This is a genomic window from Acinetobacter sp. LF10 (genome assembly GCF_048585715.1).
GTDB lineage: Bacteria > Pseudomonadota > Gammaproteobacteria > Pseudomonadales > Moraxellaceae > Acinetobacter.
The window spans coordinates 1,392,775-1,413,371 of sequence record NZ_CP184160.1 but is presented as its reverse complement, the minus strand read 5'-3'; the positions used below and the strand labels follow the sequence as shown (position 1 = coordinate 1,413,371).

The following is a 20,597-nucleotide window of genomic DNA, read 5'->3' as shown; positions in this document are numbered from 1 at the left end:
GTAAAGAATGCTTATAACTTTCATTATTGCTCAGTTTAACCGATTGCTAATCGATCCCATAGTTTTTGCAATCTAGTTGGTGAAATTGGCATCTTTGTTTTCATCGGTTGAGAAAACAAGGAAATTCTAAGTTCTTCCAACATCAAATACAATTCTTTGATTTTAGGATCATTTTTAAATTTAAATACTTTGTCCATCCATGGATCGACATCATCAATTGCAGCGAGGTCACGTTGTAGATTATTTGGCAAACGATCCAAACGCAATAGTAATGCTTTTAAAAACCGTGGGTATTCCTGCCAAATCTCAACAGGTTTACTGTAGACAAAGTTCCCTAATGACATTAAATCAAGTTGGTCTTCTATGTCATCTACACTTCGACCAAAGATATCCTGATCTAAAACCAATAACTCGCGACGAATTTGCTGCCATTGAGTAAAAATATCAGTAATATCAATTAAAACTTTTTGGCCATCTGCCAAGAATTGCTTTTTTACATCAACCATTAGCTGATTAAATTCCGCTGTATCTTTAGGCAAGGTTTTTATTGAAACTTGTAAGGTTGCATAAACTAGCATTTGTTCCAACTTCGCCCGATCACCTAAAGGTGAATATGCCAAAGCCAATGGTTTGGAAATCTGTTTTTTCAATTGACGGATTAAATCCCCCAATTGCATGTGTAAAAGACGAATCACGCCTTCACGATGTTGCTTAATTGCTTCATCTTGATCATTAAAGATTTGAATCACTACACCCGACTCATCTTTAACATCAAGTTCAGCAAAAACTTTACTTGGAACCAAAGCCTGATATTGCTTTACGACCACACCAGTGACTTTTTGAGACGCTTCAAATACAAAATTTTCAGGGAAAGTATGGAACTCACCCTTTTGTTGCTTCACAGGACGATGAGTTTCAACACGACAACGTGCTTTGAGTTCATCTAAATCACGTCCTTGCGCAATGAGTTTGCCTTTTTCATCCACAACTTTAATAAAAGGTACGAGATATTGATCAATTCGTTCAAAAGAAAAATCTTTTTCAGTAATTTGCTCACCACGCAGAGCAAAAGCTAAATAACTAAATAAGTGCTCACGTAAATGTACTGCATCAACACCTTGCATCAGTTTTTTCGCAGTATCTGGAATCGGAACTAAATTACGACGCTTATCTTTAGGCAACGCCTTGAGCAAAGCTTCAATTAAATCCTGACGCCACCCAGGAATCCCCCATGACCATTGCTTTTCATCTACTTGTGGCAAAGCCTGCACAGGAATTTTAACCGTTGCACCATCTTCATCATGGCTTGGATCAAAACGATAGCTCGCAGCTAAACGCAATTGTCCATTATGTAAATAATCTGGGAATTGCTGTGTGGTTGGCCGATCATTCATCCATAAGGCATCATCTTCTACAAAAAGATAACGCGGATGATCTGGCTCTACTGTTGCACGCCAATCTTCAAAACTACTGCGGCTGGCAATTTCCTCTGGCACTTTTTCAGCATAAAATTGATAAATAGTTTCTTCATCGACCACTAAATCACGACGACGCAATTTATCTTCAACACGCTCAACTTCTTCAAGCTTCAATAAATTGTGCTTTAAAAACGGTGGCGTAATACCCAAATTACCAGTCGTTAAGGCATCCCGTAAAAAGATTTCATGTGCCGCGGCTTGATCCACTTTTTCAAAATTCACCATACGTTTTGGTTCAATAATTAAACCAAACAATGAAATTTGCGCATAGGCATTCACAATGCCTGCTTTTTTCGACCAATGTGGTTCGAAATAGTGATATTTCAATAGGTCACGTGCAGCTAATAAAATCCATTCAGGATCAATTTTTGCCAAAGTGCGTAAATACACTTGAGAAGTCTCCACCATCTCAAATGCCATCACCCAAGCAGTATTGGTCTTATGCAGCGTACTAGCAGGAAATACCTTGGCTTTCTGCTGACGTACCGCCATAAAAGTATTACGTTCATCGGTTTTATTGGCGATAAATGAAAGTAAACCTGTTAATAATGCTCGATGTAAATTTTCGTAATTGGCTGCCTTTTCATTAAAGCTTAGCTTTAATCCTTCAGCCAACTCAACTAATTGTTGATGAGTTTGCTTCCATTCCCGTAAACGCAACCAACTTAAAAAATGTTGACGCGCAAATTGACGGCGCTTGTTTTCAGACTGCGTATCAGGACTGGTTTGCAGCGTATTCCAAAGTTTTAAATAGAATAAAAAGTCTGAATCTGCTTCTTTGAATAAAGCATGCTTCTGATCAGCCTGCATTTGTTTATCGGCAGGTCGTTCTCGTGGATCTTGAATCGCCAAGGCACTGACAATAATTAAAGTTTCTTTCAGTACACCAAAATGAGCGCCACCAATCAGCATACGAGCTAATCGTGGATCAATCGGCATGCGTGCCATCATTTGACCCACTTTAGTTAAATCATTTTTACGTTCGCTTAATGCACCCAACTCAATCAAAAGCTTGCGCCCATCATTCACCAAACGGAAATCAGGCGGCTCAATAAAGTCAAAATCTTCTAAACTACCTAAACCAAGACTTTGCATCTGCAAAATAACAGAAGCTAAGTTAGTTCGTTTGATCTCTGGTTCGGTAAATTCAGGACGACTTAAAAAATCCTCTTCACTGTATAAACGAATACAAACACCCGCAGCAATACGGCCACAACGACCTTTACGCTGATTGGCTGCTGCCTGTGAAATCGCTTCAATCGGTAAGCGCTGCACACGTGAACGGTAGTTATAACGTGAAATACGGGCAAAACCGCTATCGATCACATAACGAATATTAGGAACGGTTAATGCTGTTTCAGCAACGTTGGTTGCAATAATAATACGGCGACCTTTGCCGCTTGGACTGAAAATCTTTTGCTGCTCGGCGAGTGCCAAACGTGCATACAAAGGCAACACTTCAGTATGACGAGGACCATATTTTTGCAGTGTTTCTTGTAATTCTCGGATTTCTTGCTCTGTACTGGCAAAAATCAAGATATCAGCATGTTCTGGATGCCCTTTACCCTCAGCATCGGCAAAACACTCTTCAACTGCTTGTACCACAGCACGTGGTAAGTTCTCTTCAAAATCATCAAACTCATCATCATCACTACCAATAATACTGAGTTCCGAAATTGGACGATAACGTACTTCAACAGGGAAGCTACGCCCTTCTACTTCAAAAATCGGTGCATCATTAAAGTATTGGCTAAAACGATTTACATCTAAAGTCGCCGACGTCACGATTACTTTTAAATCAGGACGCTTTGGTAACAACTGTTTGAGATAACCCATGATGAAATCAATATTCAGTGAACGTTCATGGGCTTCATCAATAATGATAGTATCGTATTTTGAAAGGAAGCGGTCGTTCGTCAGCTCAGCCAGCAAAATACCATCCGTCATCAAACGCACGATAGAATCTTGTGACCCCTGCTCATTAAAACGGATTTTAAAGCCAATCGCCTCGCCCAGTTTCTGCCCAACCTCTTCTGCAATACGTTGTGAGACACTTCGAGCAGCTAAACGTCGCGGCTGAGTATGCCCAATCATCCCAGTGAGACCACGACCAGCAAGCATGGCAATTTGTGGTAACTGCGTGGTTTTACCCGAACCAGTTTCACCCGCCACAATAATCACTTGATGTTTTTGTATTGCGGCAATCAAACGATCTGCATACTGAGTAACAGGTAAATCTTGATTGAGCTTAATTTGGGGAATACGCGCTAAGCGTTGTTTGACTTTGTCATTTGACTGTTGAAAAAGTTTTTCTATTTCCGCTGTTTCTGTTTTTTTATCTTTGCGCAGTCGATTTAAACGGTGACGGTCACGTGCCATAACCCATTGATCTACATTTAAATGACTCTGCACTGAACAGCTTTCCTAACAATAAAAATAATCAGCTATTTTACGCCTTAAAACGTTGCTATGCAAAGAAACTGCATCAATCTGTTCAGAATATTCATGCAGTTGTGTCTTTATGCTTATGATTTAGATGAATGATCAAAATGTTGACGCAAACGCTTTATATACTTTTTAAATGGCCATGTGAATTGTTTAACAAAACTATTCGGTATCTTATAACCAACTGTGCCGTAAACACTCGCAAGATGATTTGGCATGTATACACTTTTAAAGATCACATCATAGATTGGAATAAAAGCAGCATAGTTTTTATCAATCGCAGGCTTCTCTGAAGAATGGTGCCAATGATGAAACTCAGGAGTTGCAATTAGCCAGCGCAAATATGGAAAACGAAAACGTACATTTGAATGAATAAAAATGGCATGAAACGAAATAAAAACAAGATAAGCAAACACAGCCGATGTATGAAAGCCCAGTAGGAAAATAGGTAAGGTGGCAATAAAGCGCGTCATTAGTACTTCTACGATGTGCAGTCGTGAAGATGCCAACCAATCCATATACTCGGTGGAATGATGTATCGCATGGAAACGCCATAATAGATCTATTTCATGCATCGCTCGGTGCAACCAGTACACGACGAAATCAACCACAATCAATAACTCAATAAACTGCAACCAAATTGGCTGAGCTTGCACAAAAGGTACGATTGGATTATTGGGTAAGTGGGTAATCCAGTATTGAATCGGCATCACTGTCAAAAAGGTGAACAATTGAATTCCGATATGACTCAACATGAAATATTTCATATCCGTCACCCAACCTACCCTTAAGATTTTTTGATCAGGATTTTTAGCAAAGAACCCCTCAAGTGGAATGAAGATAAGAGCCAAGAGCACTAGGGTTAAAATGAAATAATCAATACCTGCGTAAAAAGGTAGGTTGGGTAAGGTTGGCGCTTTAATTAATCCACAGCCTAAAACTGCTGCCACAACAGCAAAACATAAGCCATAAAAACCATAACGATTTTGTCGAAATAACGCACTAAAAATCCCAAAACCAGCACTCAGCGTAATACCAAACATCAAACTGAAATAAAAAATATCATAATGTTTGGCATAAATAGGACGTAGTTCAGGCATAGTCAGTACCGACGGGAACATAAAACACAAAGCCCCAAAAATAGCTAACAAACCCAAGGACATTGAAATAAAAGCACTAATTTTACCTAAGCCTGCATTCAACTCTAAATTTTCGAATTTTTGTCTTAATTGATCAGTCATTTTTATAGATTTCACTGTATACCCGAGAATGTAAATTTCCGAGCTAAAATTTTCGTTTTTCTCAAATAAAAAAATTTGAGCATCCATCAAATTTAGCGGATTCTAAAGTGATCAAATATTTAATACAAGCTCAGAAAACAAACAATATAAGCTCTCAGTTCGATAAAAACATCGTATTACAATTATCGTGTGCTTAAATCTATATCTTGGTTTTCTCTATATTTTTTAGATTTTTTCAATTTTACCCTTGAATTTTAATACTATCGACTGCATGTTGTTATGCAAGTTAGTTTTAGGTATTCGTCATATTTGCTTCATCTTGTTGGAGTCAAATAGGCTTATATCTTAGGGTGAAAATCGTTTTATATTGATTCATTCAATTTTCCGATTTTAGTCATGTAAAAATACTATTTCCCCAATAACTAAAAATTATTTATTCTTGACCTCGTAAACAAGTAAGGCATAGCCTCTCAATAAAACCTCAATCATGGAGACAATGATGAGCTTAATTAATACTGAAGTTAAACCATTTAAAGCTGATGCATTCCGTAACGGTGAATTCATTCAAGTAACTGATGCTGATCTTAAAGGCAAATGGTCTGTTCTTATTTTCATGCCAGCTGCATTTACTTTTAACTGCCCAACTGAAGTTGAAGATGCTGCTGAGAACTACGAAGAATTCAAAAAAGCTGGTGCAGAAGTTTATATCGTAACAACTGACACTCACTTCTCTCATAAAGTATGGCACGAGACTTCTCCTGCTGTAGGTAAAGCTCAATTCCCATTAGTTGGCGACCCTACGCATCAATTAACACGTGCTTTTGATGTGCATATTGAAGAAGCTGGTTTAGCTTTACGTGGTACGTTCATCATCAATCCTGAAGGCGTGATTAAAACTGCTGAAATTCATGACAATGCAATTGCGCGTGATGTATCAGAAACTTTACGTAAACTTAAAGCTGCTCAATTCGTAGCAAGCCACCCAGGCGAAGTTTGCCCAGCAAAATGGAAAGAAGGTGAAGCAACGCTTGCTCCATCGATCGACCTCGTTGGTAAAATCTAATTTTTAGATTTAACAATGTTGAAAAGAAACCACTCTAAAAAGAGTGGTTTCTTTTTATTTGTCATTTGGTCACTTTTTACGATACGTCGATCTCAATTCAATATTAAATTTTTTACAATTCTTATACTTATAAATTTATAGCGAAATTCATTTATCAATTGTCAGCCTGCATTACATGGAGTAATGTCAAATTATGAAACATAAAGAGTTTTTTGTATGTACTAAATGATCAAACTGAAATGGGGGCAAATATATGGAAAAAACTGTTGTTGTAACCTCTTGGAAATATGATATTTCTTCACGTTATTTAAAAATTTTCTATAGCAATGGCACTGCCGAGCTTTATCACCCTGTTCCAGAGTTTATTTATAATAATTTACTACGCACCTCGGATAAGACCGCATTTGTTAATAAATACCTTGAGTTTGATCTTCACTTTAAACGACTTTATCTTTTAGCCTCATAAATAAAAAACCAGCCTATATTAAGGCTGGTTTTTTTATTTAAATTTATTAAGCAGCTTCGACTTCAGCTTGTTCAGCATACTTCTCTAATATTTTTTCTTTTGCGTCTGGATGAATATTAATTTTCTCCATATTCCCTTTGTAATGCTCTACAACTCGATCATCCATAATTTTTGACCACCATGAAGGAATAAAGGCTGGCAAAATCATCGCTCCATAACCTGCTGGTAATTGCGGTGCATCTTCAAAATGACGTAAAGTCTGGAAGCTACGTGTTGGATTTGCATGATGATCTGAGTGACGCTGTAATTGATACAAGAACAAGTTAGTCACTACATTGTTATTGTTCCAACTATGTTCAGGTAAAGTACGCTCATATTGACCATTGGCTTTCTTTTCACGTTTTAAACCATAATGCTCAATATAATTTACCGATTCAAACAAAGTAATCGCATAGGCAGCCTGTGTCACTTGGAATGGTACTGAACGCACTCCAAATTTGCTAAACATAGCAGCATGGTATACGGCAGACATCGCCCAACCATGAATCAATTCATTCTCTTTACAGAAGAATGGCAATTTTTTACGTTCTAAACGATTTTTCTCAATTTCAATCGCTGATTTGAAACTACCAATCACTGTACGAGGTAAAAATTTCCAGAAAGTTTCACCAAGTCGAGATGATGCCGGATCTTCTGGCGTTGCAACACGACGGTGATGACCATATGGATGCTCAATACGGAAATGATTATAGCCCGATGGAGCTAATGCCAAATGTGATAAATAATGTTCGAGACGACCGCCTTTATGGCTCAATTCATGCGCCGTATTGATGGCAATACCATTCACCATCCCCACCAACGTACCCAATAACGCTTGATCTGCAAGTGATGTACCTTTACGGCTTGCCAAGTAAGTGCCGTAAATATTGGTCGCATATTGTAATGGAATAAAAAGTTTAACAATTCGAGAATAATATGGATCAGCTTCTAAATCTGCAATCGCATCAAGTGGTGGATTTTCTGTGTCCTCGCCAATTAACTTATCCAATGCAGGAATAACACCATGAATAAATAATGGGCCAAAAGAGGCAAAGAATTTTTTGGTTTTTTTCGGTCCAAATTGATAACCCGCTAAACCACTCATTGCAATAGTCGGTACAGCCAAACCCAATAACCACAAGTGACGTTTTTTATCTTTAAAAGTTGTTGTTGCTTGCTCTACATCCAGTTGAGTATGCATATTCATTAGAAACTCCTCAATCAAACACAAAAAGTTTTGCTTGAATTGATTGTGTTCTTTTACAGTCACTCTATATTATCATTTTAAGACTTGATATTATCATTTTAAGACTTTACTGGATTTTTATTGTGCAAAAACAGCAAATCCCTGTTATTCCGTCTCGTTATTATTTGCGGTTGATCGAAATTCTGATTGGTACTCATCAATATGATAATGAGGTATTAAACGCATTTCATAACGAACTCTCTAAAACTGAGCTTTTATCAATTCAACAAATTGAACAATTTATTGCACTTGGCCTGAGCCTACCAAATACAGAAGATTTGGCTTTTGAACTCGGTAAAAATCTAAAACTCAGTTCGCATAGTTTGGTTGGATATGCATTAATGACCAGTCCAAATTTAGAACATGCTTTGAGATTAATCGCACAATATTTTCGGCTAATTATGCCGAGCTTTAAGCTATCGATTCAATTTCCAACTCATCAACATAAGGTTGAGTTATTACTTGAACCCATCTTGCAAATGAATAAGCAATGTTTAGCATTTCATATTGAAGCAATTGCCGTTGGATTTTATTACAGCTTATTAGAACTTGCAGGACAACAATTACAACGTTACCAAATTTATTTAAGTATACCCGAGCCTGTTTATGCTGAACGCTATATACATCTCGTTAAAGCAAATTTTCATTTTAATTACACATGGATATCAGGTATACGCGTTGTTATTGATCAGCAACAACTGGCACTGCCATTACCTTTGGCGGATGCTCATAGCCTAAAAGTGGTTGAACAACGTTGTCAGGAACAGATTCAGAAAATTTATCATCAAGGTGAAATTGTTGAATGGGTCAGCATGATGTTAAGACAAGCCAATCAGATTCCAACATTAACTGAATGCGCTAAAGTTCTAAATATTTCCACCAAAACTTTACAACGTTATTTGCAGCAACAAGGAGTTGAATTTCAAAATTTAAAGCAGCAGATTAGCACCGAGCGGGCCATTGATTTATTAAAGAATTCCAAGTTTACCATCACCCATATTGCTTATGAATTAGGCTACTCGAACCCTGCCAACTTTACCCGTGCATTTAATAAAATTATTGGTTGTAGCCCACAAAGCTATCGCCTAAAATATCAAAATCAGATGCCCTTACTTCAGGACGACCATACATAGACCAGCACCAACAGGCAAAATGGTACTCATATAGTTTTCATCTGCTTTGATCAACTCAAGAAAATCTTTGACCTCAGCAGCATGCGAAATCACATTATCTACGATTAAAGTATTACCCGAGAACTGCAATAGACGTTTTAAATCATTCCAATAACTCACATAACAGCCACGCTCTGCATCTAATAAAATTAGATCATAGGATTCAGTTGCTTGTGCCAAATAATCTGAGGCATCGCCCACCCAAAAATCAATAAAACTCTCTAATCCAAATTCTTCAGCATATTTCTTGGCTTGAGCACTACGGAAAGCATTGATCTCTAGGGTTTGAACTTTACCTCCGACCGATTTTGCAGCTTCAGCCAACCATAAGGTTGAATATCCTGTCGATGTTCCAATTTCTAGAATCTGCTTTGATTGCTGAGTACGTACTAACATCCCAAGTAACTTAGCAGATTCTGCTTCAATATTTCGGTAACGTCTTAAACGATCAGACTGCCGAGCATCATGTTGCTTAAATTCATCATATAAATCAGCAATACGTTGTAAAAAAACGGTGCTCGTCATGTCTTGTCTCCGTAATGCTCAAAAGCAAAAGGTCAAATTTAAGTCGCTTGTATTAATTTAAAACGTGGAATAACTTGCCCATCTTCAAGTTCAACTGTTTCAACAAACATTGATAATGGACGCACCCACATTGAATAATCACCATATAAACACTGATATACAACAAGTTGTTCCTCAGTTTCACTATGTCGAGCAACATTAAATACCTGATAAATTTGACCCTTGTAGTGTTGATAAATACCACGTTGTAATACCATTTTCTGCTTCCTTATATATGCCATGAAATAATTGCAGTTATATAACAAGTTCTATTTGATTCAAATTTTTATGCTCATGTACGCACAAAAGTTCCACAAATATATATTAAAATTCAAAAATCCGATTAAATTTATAAAAACAAACTGTTTTACCTATTTATACATTTTGCGTACTATAGCTTCATTGAATGAATTTAGCTGATTTGAACTGCTTAGAATTTGGAGAAATACATGTTAGATCAAAATATTAAAACGCAATTAAAAGCTTACTTAGAACGTTTAGAAAGTCCAATCGAGTTAGTTGCAGCTTTAGATGAATCAGACAAAGCCGCAAAGATCAAAGAACTTGTGACTGAAATTGCAGAACTTTCTGATCAAGTCACGGCACGTTTTGACGGTTCAAACGCTCGCCGTCCGAGTTTCGGTGTGGCTAAAGCAGGTGAACAACCACGTGTGTTCTTTGCTGGTTTACCGATGGGACATGAGTTTACTTCTTTGATCTTGGCTTTATTACAAGTGTCAGGCTATGCCCCTAAAGTCTCTGATGAAGTATTAACTCAGATCAAAGGTTTAAACTTAAAATCAAACTTTGATGTGTTTGTATCTTTAAGCTGCCATAACTGTCCAGATGTGGTTCAAGCCTTAAATTTAATTGCAATCTATAACCCGAATGCAACTGCGACCATGATTGATGGTGGTTTTTTCCAAGAAGAAGTTGAGGAACGTAAAATCTTGGCTGTACCGATGCTGTTCCAAGACAATGAACATATTGGACAAGGTCGTATGACTTTGGAAGAAATCGTGGCGAAGTTAGATACTAACTCAGCAGAGAAAGATGCAGCTCTTCTCAATGCGAAAGAGGCTTTTGATGTATTGGTGATTGGTGGTGGTCCTGCAGGTGGTACAGCGGCGATCTACGCAGCACGTAAAGGCATCAAAACAGGTATCGTGGCTGAACGTTTTGGTGGTCAGGTCATGGATACCATGGACATTGAGAACTTCACGACAGTACAAAAAACGGTAGGTCCGAAGTTTGCTCAAGATATGGAAGCGCATGTTCGTGAATATGGCGTGGACATCATGAATTTGCAACGTGTCAGCAAGATCACAGGTGCAGATCAAACGGCCAATGGTCTGGTTGAAGTTGAATTGGAAAATGGGGCTAAGCTTGAATCTAAAACCATTATTCTTTCAACAGGCGCACGTTGGAGAGAAATGAATGTACCGGGTGAAGCAGAATACCGTACTCGTGGTGTGGCGTACTGCCCGCACTGTGATGGCCCACTCTTCAAAGGCAAGCGTGTTGCGGTGATTGGTGGTGGTAACTCTGGTGTAGAAGCAGCGATTGACCTTGCAGGCATTGTTGAGCATGTGACTTTGGTGGAGTTTGATACCAAGCTTCGCGCTGACCAAGTGTTGCAAGACAAGTTAAATAGCTTGCCAAATACTACTGTGATTTTGAATGCGCTTAGTACTGAAGTGGTCGGTGATGGTTCACAAGTGACGGCGTTGAAATATAAAGATCGTGCGACTGATGTTGAGCATACAGTTGAGCTTGCAGGAATCTTTGTACAAATTGGTTTATTACCAAACACCGATTTCTTGAAGAACAGTGCGGTTGAACTCAGCAATCGTGGTGAGATTGTGATCAATGATCGAAATGAAACCAATGTCAAAGGTGTGTTTGCTGCGGGGGACTGTACCACCGTGCCGTACAAGCAAATCATCATTGCCACAGGTGAAGGTGCCAAAGCTTCTCTAGCAGCTTTTGATTATATGATTCGCTCTGATGTTTAAAATAATCTAAAAACATGTGCACGCATTTACATTTCAAAAATGTAAGTGCGTGTTTTTACAAGTTATCAACAAATTTTCAACTTTATTATTCATACAGTTTATGTTTATATTTTCGCTATCCATACCTATTGGATGCCACAAAGAAAAGGAAACATGAAAATGAATAAATTACTTGTTGCATTAGGTCTCGCTGCTACTGTTGCACTTGTAGGCTGTAATAAAGATAAAGCGCCTGAAACTGGGGCAACTACTGGCGAACACTTAGAACATGCCGCTGATCAAGCGAGTGCTGATGTAAAAAATGCTGCTGATTCTGCTGCGAGCAATGTTGCTACTGCGGTAGATACTGCTGCTGATCAAATTGATGCTGCTGCTGATCATACTGCGAATGCAACTGCTGAAGCTGCTGCAAAAACTGAAGCCGCTGCACGTGATGCAACTGCTAAAGTTGCTGGTGCAGTTGAAAACGGCGCTGCTGATGTAAAAGAAAAAGCTCAACAATAATCTTTTGATTATAAAAAAGCCTCTGATCACAGAGGCTTTTTTAATGCAGAGAAAACTAACCGAGTAATCCTTCATCACGCATTGCAATTTGTACCGACTGACGTTCGGCCACTTTATTACGCAAAGCGATAATATGAATATAAGGTGTTAAGTCATGTTCAATATGATTTGACCAATTTGTAAGTACAAATAAATATGCATCTGCTGGACCAAAATTATCATCCACTAAATAATCATATTCTGATTCAGCTAAATAATTGTCGATATATTTCAGTAAACGATCTACTTCAGCATACGCTTTGGTTTTTTCATCATCAGTTAACTTACCACTAAAGAAAACTGCATAAGCATCATGCAACTCAGAATTTAAATAACCTAACCATTCAAGGACTTTGGCACGCCCCATGCCCGATGGTGGAATTAAATCCTGTTTAGGATCGTGTTGTGCCAGAAACGGTAAGATGGCAACGTTCTCAGTTAAGATTAAACCAGGATTAATCTCTAAAGCTGGAACATAACCTTTCGGGTTAATTTCATAATAATCTACCCCTTTCGATGTTTTATGTGTTTTTAGGTCAACGCGTTCTAAGTCAAAATCTACATTTATTTCATTTAAAATAATATGTGCTGCCAATGAGCAAGCACCAGGCGAATAATACAACTTCATAATTGATCCTTGTTATCTAACGCTTATGTTCTAAAATGCTTTACCTTAATTTGCAAAATGTGTTTCCACAAATTTGTCAAAAAAAGTAAAAAATACTGAATGATCTGACTATTAGTGAAATTACATGATTTTGCAAGTAGTCTTATGTCAACTTTTTATTATCATCGTATATATCCTGCTCAAATAGATCATTTTTTGAGGAGAATAGATTACTTCTATCCTCCTCTTTTTTGCATAGATCACACTTTATCTTTTCTTGAGCGCTTGGAAAAACTTGCAAGACCCAAAAGACCTAAGATCGATAACCATCCAAAACTCCCCGATGAAGTATTTGACGGTGAAGGTTTATTCTCGACATCACTCATATCAAGATCAACAATTACAGGATCATGATCTGAAGAGCGATAAGCATCTTCTGAGAAAAATAATGCTTTTTGTGCATCGGTTTTATATTCTTCGTTGTAATCTAAGACTGTTGGTTCATCTGCATTGATATGCCAAGTAAATGCTTTTTTTACTTTACTATATAAATTTGCATCTGCAATTGCGTGATCTAAATTGCCTGCGCCACCATAGCCTTCCGTATTACTTGATACACCAAATACATAGCTATAAGCCTGCTCACCTTGCCCTACAACTTTGTCATTTAATAGAACTTTGTAATTTGCCTTTTCAAACACCTGAATCGGATCTTCTTTGGCATAACTATTCATATCCCCTAAAACTAAGATGTTTGGCTTTTCTACTTGAGTTGGATTTTTTGCCATCCATTGAACGAGCTGTTGAACAGCTTTCACACGTGTCGGGTTCCAACAACCCTGCCCATCTTTTTGATCAGCGTCTGTTGTATTCGTGTCAACACCTGTACATCCTTTAGATTTCAAGTGATTAGGAATAATCGTGAACATTTGCTTTCCAGAAAGCGGTTGAAAAGTTTGCGCAATCGTCGATCTATTCTTATCACCTAAATCAAGTACAACTGGCTTGTTCACAGGTTTTATACGTTTGCTGTTATAAATAATGGCAACAGCAATCACATCTGTTCCTAAACGATCCTGATTTTCAGGAACTACATATTTCCAATCAGCGCCTAAAGCTTGGGTTAAATATGCAATTGCACTATTTTTATCATAGCCATTGTTTGCAATTTCCATCAAACCGTATACATCGGCATCAATTGCTTTTAATGCTTTGATAATTTTACGATGTTGTTTATCAAACTCAGCTTGGCTCGTTGCACCACGTTCAGTAGGGAAACCTGTTTTACCATTATCATAATTTAAGACATTAAATGCTGCTGCACGAATCAACTGCGTATCTTTAGTGGCGACATTTGGTCTTGATGGTGTTTTAGCGACCAATTCTGGGAGATTACGCCCCTGAATAGGCTGAATGCGCCAACCATTAAAACGATATTCTAAAATCCCTTCAATGTTCTTAAGCTGATCACCAGAGCGCAAACTATTTGTTGCACTGAAGCTCTGCGGCAACCAAGGCGTTCTGTTTTGATTGTTATAACCATCATCTAAAATAATCTTCGATAATAAGTTTTTCTGTGCTAATGCTTTTGCCTCAGCAGATAAAGGTGGATATAAGTTTGTTGGAATAAATAATCGCTCCTTACTCAGTGACAGCTCACCAAAGCGACCATAATTATAATTTTCACTGATGGTTAAAGTTTGTGGTAGTTTTACCAACATTCCTTGATAAAGTTGTGGTGAATTTACAGTTAATTCAGTCAAACTATTAAACGGTAAATCAACACTTTTTGGCTGTACCTGGCTTGCCATATTGCTATTACAGGTCAAAATATTTTGCTGTAACTGATCAATCTGTAATTGGTTTTGATACGCAGTCAAACGTCCTCGTAAGATCACTTCATCCCCAACTTGCCCACCTTTAACAGAGCTACTCGCTGGAATATAAACAAAAATCGCATTACTCACGTTTGGTTTAGCTTTGCTATCAACAGTTTGAATATAGAAGCCAGAAAAACCATTTTCATAACGATAATCAGCAGTGATCACACCGCGGAGCGTATAGTTTTGCCCTTGAGTTGCTTTATTATTTAAATCTGCAATCGCTGTGTCCGTACTAGAGCAACTCACTGTTTCACTGACAGGAGGTGTTGTTGCTGAACCTGTTATATTTGAAAAATCATTCCGATCCTTCCATGCACGCCATGAACCATCTAAATCAAATGCTGTGGTTGGATCAATTTCAGTTACAGGATTGACCGTTTGCAAGCGAGTAAAACTATTCGCTTTACTGATAGTAGTTGTTCCCCAACCGCCTGATGTAGGTTGTTCACCTAATCGTCCAAAACGATCAATCACTTTGCCTTTATAAACTAATAATATTGCATCATCACCATTAAACGTAAATCCAGCGACTTGATTAACCTTATCACCTAGCTCAGTTTGTAATGCAGCATGTCCAACTAGAAAGCGCCCCTTACTTTTCAGGTTCCCATTCAAAGGAAAAACTAAAGGCTTCAACGTCGTGCCATTATTAAACTGTTGGATCTCATAATCAGCCAAGTTAACCGATGTCGCATCTGGATTATAAATTTCTAATCCCTTTTTATTGCTATTGCCATCAATATACTGGCTAAACATAAGCTGCGCATGTGCCACAGAAAATATCGAAGATGCACCCAACAATCCTAAACAAACTGCAATCGAATGGAATTTAAAGTTTTTCATAAATTTTTTACTTAATGTTCAAATCGACATTAGGCTATTCAATCTGTGTGACAACGATATGAAGATTTTTTTACAAGTTTTAGGCAATCAAAAAAATGAACCCTTAAATAAAGTCATTTAAACATTTGACTTGACCACCTGAACACTTAAAATACGGCATTTCTATCTTTATATCTCCAGAATCATGTCAAACGATCAGTTAGAAACGCAAATTACGGAACTCGACAATTTGCCAGAGCACCGTGAAATTGTGACGTTTATGCGTCGTTCAGCTCCGCTCAATACTTCACAACGTACTGCTTTAGAAGATTATCGTGATTTAATTTTGGAATATCCTGTTGGTGATTTACGTCAACACTTTGAACACCCTGAGCGCCCATTAACAGTCGAAATCGGCTTTGGTATGGGTCGTTCTTTAATGTTAATGGCAAAGGCAAATCCTGAGCGTAACTTTGTCGGGATTGAAGTGCATATTCCTGGTATCGCACAATGTGTGTATGAAGTCGGTATGGCTGGTTTAAAGAACTTGTTTGTACTCGATGCAGATGCGATCCAAGTACTACGTGAAATGCCAGACAATAGCATTAACTGTGTGCAACTGTACTTCCCAGACCCATGGCAGAAAAAACGTCACTTTAAACGTCGTTTTGTGATTCACGAGCGTATGCAACTGGTTGAACAAAAGTTAGAGCTTGGAGGCACTTTCCATGCTGCTACTGATTGGGAGCCATACGCAGAATGGATGCTTGACGTTTTAGATCATCGTCCTAATCTAGAAAATCTAGCAGGTAAAGGCAATAGCTACCCTCGCCCTGAATGGCGTCCAGTAACTAAATTCGAACGTCGTGGTCTCGAATCTGGTCACAAGATCAATGACTTTATTTTTAAAAAAATTAAGTAGTGACTCGTAAAATTTCAAATACAAATAGCATTAAATATTATTTATTTAATGCTATTTATCTCTTATTGGCTTACTCATATTAGTTTTTTCAAATCTTAAAAGAACAAAAAACTGAATGCTCTCTGGTGTCCATAGACGATAAAAACGATATCTCTAAAACCGTTATTATCGAACTCACTTTATAAAATCAAATCTGATCAAATTTAAGCTCTTCTATTTACATGATCTATAAATATTTTTTACCCATATTTAGCTAAAATGAGAAATCGTTAATTTTTACATCCCTTTAAGAAATTATCGTTTCATAAACAATGAGTGCTATTCACTGTAATGATTTAACTCAATGATGAAGATAGGTTGGTTTTATGGAAAAAACACTGCAATGCCCCAAATGTGGTTCTACAGAAATCGAAGTACGTGATCACAACAAATTACTAAAAACAACAGGCGGAGTTCTAATGACTGCGGCTGGAACTACTGCTGGAACAGTGGGTGGAGCTGCAACAGGTGCATCAGTTGGTGCAACGATTGGTACTGTAGCAGGTCCATTAGGCGTCATTGTGGGTGGGACTATTGGAACATTTGTAGGTGCAATTAGTGTCGGAATTACTGGAGGAATCGTAGGTAATATTTTTGGGAAAAAAGCAGGTGTGGCGATCGACAAGAATATTTTCCAAGACTATCTTTGCCTCAAATGTAAACATCGTTTTAAACAGAAAAATTGATTAAGCTTAAGGCATATTTACATTCTTTCTAAGCTGATATTTAAAACATTGTATCAGCTCAATGTATTTATAGATAATCGCTCGATTTTCTAAAATACAAATACATGATGTTCTAACATCTTTAGATATTAAAAATCATTCAAATTTTGTCCATCACAAATAAAATGAAATGGTTTCCCTATCATTATTTTCCGTGTAAATGTCTTTTCATAATACTTTCACTTAGAAGTTTATAAACATCAACAAGATCGCTTCCTGAATTCTTTTCTAATAATTGTTGATGCATTTTTAAAATATTTTCATCACCACGCATTGCAGGACCTGTTTGCATTTCTTTAGGATTATTGATCGTTGCTTTTTGAGCGGTTTCTAAAATCAATGGATAAAGTAAAGAAAAATCAACCTGTTGCTCATCAACAATTTGTTTAGAAAGATCATAACAGTAATTGCTAAAATTACATGCAAAAACAGCAGCCATGTGTAATGTCTGGCGTTGTTGAGAACTATATTGATAAACCTTCGGAGTCAGACTATGCGCTAATGAAGCGAGCAACTCCAAGTCATTGTAACGAACTGCCTCGACAAACATAGGTGTTTCCGCCCAATCAATCGCACGCTCATGACTAAAAGTTTGTAAGGGATAAAATACGCCAGATCTCTCATGTACTTTTGAAAGCACCTCTAAACTGGTACTTCCTGAGGTATGAACAATTAATGCTTGCTGCAAATAATGATTAATTTCCTGAATAACATCAGGTATGGATTGGTCTGATATGGCAATAATAACGAGATCAGTATTGGAGTTTAATTGATCAAAATGATTAATCCCAGTGGCTTCAACTAAAGATGCTAAACGATTTGCTTTTTCTAAATCACGACTAAAAACTTGTACAATCTGGTGATCAGGATGTAGTACTTTTGCTAAATGATAAGCAACGCGCCCTGCACCAATAAATGTAATTCTCATTTTTATTCGACCTATATACAAGCAAAGCTATTCATTATTAAATTATTTACGGAAAATTTCTAATAATGAATTAGCTTACTAAAAAGTTAAGCAGAATAAGTCACAAAACCTATTCTGCTCAGCAACAAAGTTTAGATGAATGTCTGTACTGCTTTACCTTTCAAAGTCTGGCCTAGCAAAGGTGTATTTTTACCTTGAGATAAAATTGTCTCTTTTGATACTACCCACTCTAGTTCTGGATCAACCAATACCCAACCGGCTTCTTGCTGCCAACGTTCAGTCATATTTGCAACTTGCGCTGGAATTGAAGTCACTTTTTCAACCCATTCTAATGGTCCAAACAGACTTTCTTGAATCAGTTGCAGACCCAAAGCGACATAAGTATCAAAAGCCGTTATTCCTGGTTGCGTTTCTGCAAAAGGTGCCATTTTTGCTGAACTACTTAATGGTTCATGATGAGTACAAATTGCATCTATCACGCCTTCTTTCACACCTTGACGTAACAATGCCTTATCTTGCTCAGAACGTAATGGTGGGCGAACATGCGCAAGTGAGTTAAAACCGTCAGTGAGTTGTTCAGTCAAATGTAATTGGTGCATCGCAACATCTGCAGTGACTGGCAAACCTTTGGCTTTAGCTGCGCGAATCAAATCAACTGACGCACCACAAGACAATAAACCAAAATGTGCTTTCACACCTGTTGCTTCAATCATCAAAAGGTATTTAGCAATGGCAACTGTTTCCGCAATCGCAGGAATCATTGGTAAACCTTGACGAGAAGCGATAAAACCTTCGTGCGCACAACCATCTTTTGCAAGCTGTGGCTCTTCGGCATAAAAGACAACGGTCAAATCCAAACCAGCAGCATACTCAAGAGTACGAATCACAACATCATCATTTTCAAATGCGGCATTGGCATTGGAAACGGCAGTACAACCACCTTTCTTTAAGCCTGCCATATTCGCTGGTTGCTTCCCATTTAAGCCTTGAGTTTGTGCACCGATAATATGTAGATAAATACCGCCATCTAATTGTGCCTTTTCAATCAGACCATGAATGAGTGCGCCATTATCTTGTACGATTGGCTTTGAGTCTGGTGGAGTAATGACATGCAAAATACCATTCGCACGCGCAGCTTTACCTTCTGACTTTAATGTCCCATGTTGTTGTTGCCCTGGCTCACGTAAGCGTGCACACAAGTCAACCATGGTTGGCATTAACCATTTACCTTGACCGTCAATCGTTTCATCAATTTGATCTGTGCTATCGACCAATTTACCATTCTTAATATAAACCGTTTGAACTTGATCAGTTTTTTTAATTGGATCGAGCACACGGACATTTTCAACTTTTACAATACTCATGTGATCTATCCTTTAAAGTGCAATCGCTTCAATTAAACCTTGTTCCTGTAACTGCCCTTGCATTGCAAGTGCCAGTACCGCCATTCGTACTGCAATACCGTTGGTGACTTGTTTCAAAATAACCGATTGATCTCCATCCGCAACACTTGAATCAATTTCAACACCACGGTTCATTGGACCAGGATGCATAACGATACAATCAGGTTTAGCGAGCGCCAAGCGTTCTTTGTTTAGACCATACATTTTGTAGAATTCAGATTGTGAAGATAATGCAGGTGAATCAATACGCTCATTTTGAATTCGCAATGCAATAATCACATCACAGTCTGTCACGCCTGCATCCATTTTATTAAACAGGCGTACATTTTCGCCATATTCATTAAAACCAACTGGTAATAGCGTATTTGGTGCAATCACGCGAATATCTTTGCAACCTAATGTTTGTAAAGCAGCCACATTGGAACGTGCTACACGTGAATGCTTAATATCACCAATAATGGCAACACTAAGCGCTTCAAATGGCTTTTTGGTTTCACGACGGATCGTCAACATATCGAGCATTGCTTGAGTCGGATGCGCGTGGCGTCCATCACCTGCATTGATAATTGCCACTTTAGGACAAACATCTTTGGCAATAAAATGCGCTGCCCCAGAAGATGAATGACGAACTACGAAAATATCCGCAGCCATCGCTTCCAAATTCCAAAGCGTATCACGTAAAGTTTCACCTTTAGAGGTACTTGAACGTGCAATATCGATATTCAGAACATTTGCAGACAACCGTTTTGCAGCTGCCTCAAATGTAGTGCGAGTTCGAGTAGAGTTTTCGAAGAACAGATTCATGACCGTCAGCCCTTCTAATAACGGACGGTTAATCAAATTATTATTATCGTCTAAAAAACTTTGTGCGGTATCTAAAATCTTGGTCAGGCTTTCTTTAGAAAGACCTTCAATGGTTAAGAAGTGCTTTAAATTTCCTTGTTGATTCAATTGAACCTGACTTGGTTGATGCAGGGCTGCAATATGCATAAAAGA

The 20,597-nt window shown here is 37.9% G+C and carries 17 protein-coding genes; 7 read left to right on the top strand and 10 right to left on the bottom strand.

What is annotated here, in order from left to right; all coding sequences use genetic code 11:
- Window positions 1–35 precede the first annotated feature (35 nt).
- A complete protein-coding gene (gene hrpA / locus ACN19N_RS06740; protein WP_420002253.1) occupies window positions 36–3,890 on the bottom strand; it encodes an ATP-dependent RNA helicase HrpA in 3,855 nt (1,284 codons plus the stop codon).
- 113 nt (window positions 3,891–4,003) lie between these two features.
- Window positions 4,004–5,164, bottom strand: coding sequence for a sterol desaturase family protein (locus tag ACN19N_RS06735; RefSeq protein ID WP_269230185.1), 1,161 nt, complete (start codon window positions 5,162–5,164; stop codon window positions 4,004–4,006).
- A gap of 499 nt (window positions 5,165–5,663) precedes the next feature.
- On the opposite strand from ACN19N_RS06735, the gene ahpC reads away from it, so the two are divergent.
- A complete protein-coding gene (gene ahpC / locus ACN19N_RS06730; protein WP_004662563.1) occupies window positions 5,664–6,227 on the top strand; it encodes an alkyl hydroperoxide reductase subunit C in 564 nt (187 codons plus the stop codon).
- Window positions 6,228–6,480: 253 nt separating this feature from the next.
- Entirely contained in the window at window positions 6,481–6,693 is a 213-nt protein-coding gene (locus ACN19N_RS06725) for a KTSC domain-containing protein (protein ID WP_420002252.1), read from the top strand.
- Window positions 6,694–6,739: 46 nt separating this feature from the next.
- Here ACN19N_RS06725 and ACN19N_RS06720 read toward each other — a convergent pair whose 3' ends face one another.
- On the bottom strand, window positions 6,740–7,939 hold the full coding sequence (locus ACN19N_RS06720) for an alkane 1-monooxygenase (RefSeq protein ID WP_420002251.1): 1,200 nt from the start codon (window positions 7,937–7,939) through the stop codon (window positions 6,740–6,742).
- A gap of 122 nt (window positions 7,940–8,061) precedes the next feature.
- On the opposite strand from ACN19N_RS06720, the gene ACN19N_RS06715 reads away from it, so the two are divergent.
- Window positions 8,062–9,111, top strand: coding sequence for a helix-turn-helix domain-containing protein (locus ACN19N_RS06715; protein WP_269239485.1), 1,050 nt, complete (start codon window positions 8,062–8,064; stop codon window positions 9,109–9,111).
- On the opposite strand, the gene ACN19N_RS06710 is transcribed toward ACN19N_RS06715, so the two are convergent.
- Entirely contained in the window at window positions 9,088–9,675 is a 588-nt protein-coding gene (locus ACN19N_RS06710; protein WP_269239484.1) for an O-methyltransferase, read from the bottom strand. The genes ACN19N_RS06715 and ACN19N_RS06710 overlap by 24 nt on opposite strands.
- A 38-nt stretch (window positions 9,676–9,713) precedes the next feature.
- The gene (locus tag ACN19N_RS06705) at window positions 9,714–9,932 is read right to left on the bottom strand and encodes a DUF1653 domain-containing protein (RefSeq protein WP_004662574.1); all 219 of its coding nucleotides are present in this window, start codon (window positions 9,930–9,932) and stop codon (window positions 9,714–9,716) included.
- Window positions 9,933–10,163: 231 nt separating this feature from the next.
- Between ACN19N_RS06705 and ahpF the strand changes: the two genes are divergently transcribed.
- Window positions 10,164–11,729 (top strand): alkyl hydroperoxide reductase subunit F, encoded by a 1,566-nt coding sequence (ahpF, locus tag ACN19N_RS06700; RefSeq protein ID WP_420002250.1) that lies wholly within the window; start codon window positions 10,164–10,166, stop codon window positions 11,727–11,729.
- Between the two features lie 159 nt (window positions 11,730–11,888).
- Window positions 11,889–12,233 carry a hypothetical protein gene (locus ACN19N_RS06695; RefSeq protein ID WP_269230180.1) on the top strand — a complete coding sequence of 115 codons (345 nt, stop codon included), beginning with the start codon at window positions 11,889–11,891 and terminating at the stop codon, window positions 12,231–12,233.
- A gap of 55 nt (window positions 12,234–12,288) precedes the next feature.
- Here the strand turns inward: ACN19N_RS06695 and ACN19N_RS06690 are convergent, their stop codons facing one another.
- Together ACN19N_RS06690 and ACN19N_RS06685 are read right to left on the bottom strand one after the other, a co-directional pair.
- Window positions 12,289–12,900 (bottom strand): glutathione binding-like protein, encoded by a 612-nt coding sequence (locus ACN19N_RS06690; protein WP_004662579.1) that lies wholly within the window; start codon window positions 12,898–12,900, stop codon window positions 12,289–12,291.
- A gap of 239 nt (window positions 12,901–13,139) precedes the next feature.
- Entirely contained in the window at window positions 13,140–15,605 is a 2,466-nt protein-coding gene (locus tag ACN19N_RS06685) for an ExeM/NucH family extracellular endonuclease (RefSeq protein ID WP_269230179.1), read from the bottom strand.
- A 184-nt stretch (window positions 15,606–15,789) separates the two neighbouring features.
- Here ACN19N_RS06685 and trmB point away from each other — a divergent pair, with 184 nt between their 5' ends.
- Both trmB and ACN19N_RS06675 read left to right on the top strand, forming a co-directional pair.
- Window positions 15,790–16,506: a tRNA (guanosine(46)-N7)-methyltransferase TrmB gene (trmB, locus tag ACN19N_RS06680; protein ID WP_269230178.1), complete on the top strand. Its 717-nt coding sequence runs from the start codon at window positions 15,790–15,792 to the stop codon at window positions 16,504–16,506.
- 365 nt (window positions 16,507–16,871) lie between these two features.
- The gene (locus tag ACN19N_RS06675) at window positions 16,872–17,231 is read left to right on the top strand and encodes a hypothetical protein (protein ID WP_046738100.1); all 360 of its coding nucleotides are present in this window, start codon (window positions 16,872–16,874) and stop codon (window positions 17,229–17,231) included.
- A gap of 184 nt (window positions 17,232–17,415) precedes the next feature.
- On the opposite strand, the gene ACN19N_RS06670 is transcribed toward ACN19N_RS06675, so the two are convergent.
- From ACN19N_RS06670 to ACN19N_RS06660, 3 genes are all read right to left on the bottom strand, one after another.
- Complete coding sequence (locus ACN19N_RS06670; RefSeq protein WP_420002249.1) at window positions 17,416–18,198, bottom strand: Rossmann-like and DUF2520 domain-containing protein; 783 nt, start codon at window positions 18,196–18,198, stop codon at window positions 17,416–17,418.
- 131 nt (window positions 18,199–18,329) lie between these two features.
- Entirely contained in the window at window positions 18,330–19,562 is a 1,233-nt protein-coding gene (locus tag ACN19N_RS06665) for a dihydroorotase (protein ID WP_420002248.1), read from the bottom strand.
- A 12-nt stretch (window positions 19,563–19,574) separates the two neighbouring features.
- Window positions 19,575–20,591, bottom strand: a complete 1,017-nt coding sequence (locus ACN19N_RS06660; protein ID WP_004662590.1) for an aspartate carbamoyltransferase catalytic subunit — start codon at window positions 20,589–20,591, stop codon at window positions 19,575–19,577.
- Window positions 20,592–20,597 lie beyond the last annotated feature (6 nt).

Bases quoted from the DNA above. Each gene is read 5' to 3' on its own strand.
- ahpC (WP_004662563.1), top strand. From the start codon at position 5,664: ATGAGCTTAATTAATACTGAAGTTAAACCATTTAAAGCTGATGCATTC.
- ACN19N_RS06725 (WP_420002252.1), top strand. From the start codon at position 6,481: ATGGAAAAAACTGTTGTTGTAACCTCTTGGAAATATGATATTTCTTCA.
- ACN19N_RS06710 (WP_269239484.1), bottom strand. From the start codon at position 9,675: ATGACGAGCACCGTTTTTTTACAACGTATTGCTGATTTATATGATGAA.
- ACN19N_RS06670 (WP_420002249.1), bottom strand. From the start codon at position 18,198: ATGAGAATTACATTTATTGGTGCAGGGCGCGTTGCTTATCATTTAGCA.
- ACN19N_RS06675 (WP_046738100.1), top strand. From the start codon at position 16,872: ATGGAAAAAACACTGCAATGCCCCAAATGTGGTTCTACAGAAATCGAA.
- ACN19N_RS06720 (WP_420002251.1), bottom strand. From the start codon at position 7,939: ATGAATATGCATACTCAACTGGATGTAGAGCAAGCAACAACAACTTTT.
- trmB (WP_269230178.1), top strand. From the start codon at position 15,790: ATGTCAAACGATCAGTTAGAAACGCAAATTACGGAACTCGACAATTTG.
- ACN19N_RS06685 (WP_269230179.1), bottom strand. From the start codon at position 15,605: ATGAAAAACTTTAAATTCCATTCGATTGCAGTTTGTTTAGGATTGTTG.
- ACN19N_RS06735 (WP_269230185.1), bottom strand. From the start codon at position 5,164: ATGACTGATCAATTAAGACAAAAATTCGAAAATTTAGAGTTGAATGCA.
- ACN19N_RS06705 (WP_004662574.1), bottom strand. From the start codon at position 9,932: ATGGTATTACAACGTGGTATTTATCAACACTACAAGGGTCAAATTTAT.
- ACN19N_RS06695 (WP_269230180.1), top strand. From the start codon at position 11,889: ATGAATAAATTACTTGTTGCATTAGGTCTCGCTGCTACTGTTGCACTT.
- ACN19N_RS06660 (WP_004662590.1), bottom strand. From the start codon at position 20,591: ATGCATATTGCAGCCCTGCATCAACCAAGTCAGGTTCAATTGAATCAA.
- ACN19N_RS06690 (WP_004662579.1), bottom strand. From the start codon at position 12,900: ATGAAGTTGTATTATTCGCCTGGTGCTTGCTCATTGGCAGCACATATT.
- ahpF (WP_420002250.1), top strand. From the start codon at position 10,164: ATGTTAGATCAAAATATTAAAACGCAATTAAAAGCTTACTTAGAACGT.
- ACN19N_RS06665 (WP_420002248.1), bottom strand. From the start codon at position 19,562: ATGAGTATTGTAAAAGTTGAAAATGTCCGTGTGCTCGATCCAATTAAA.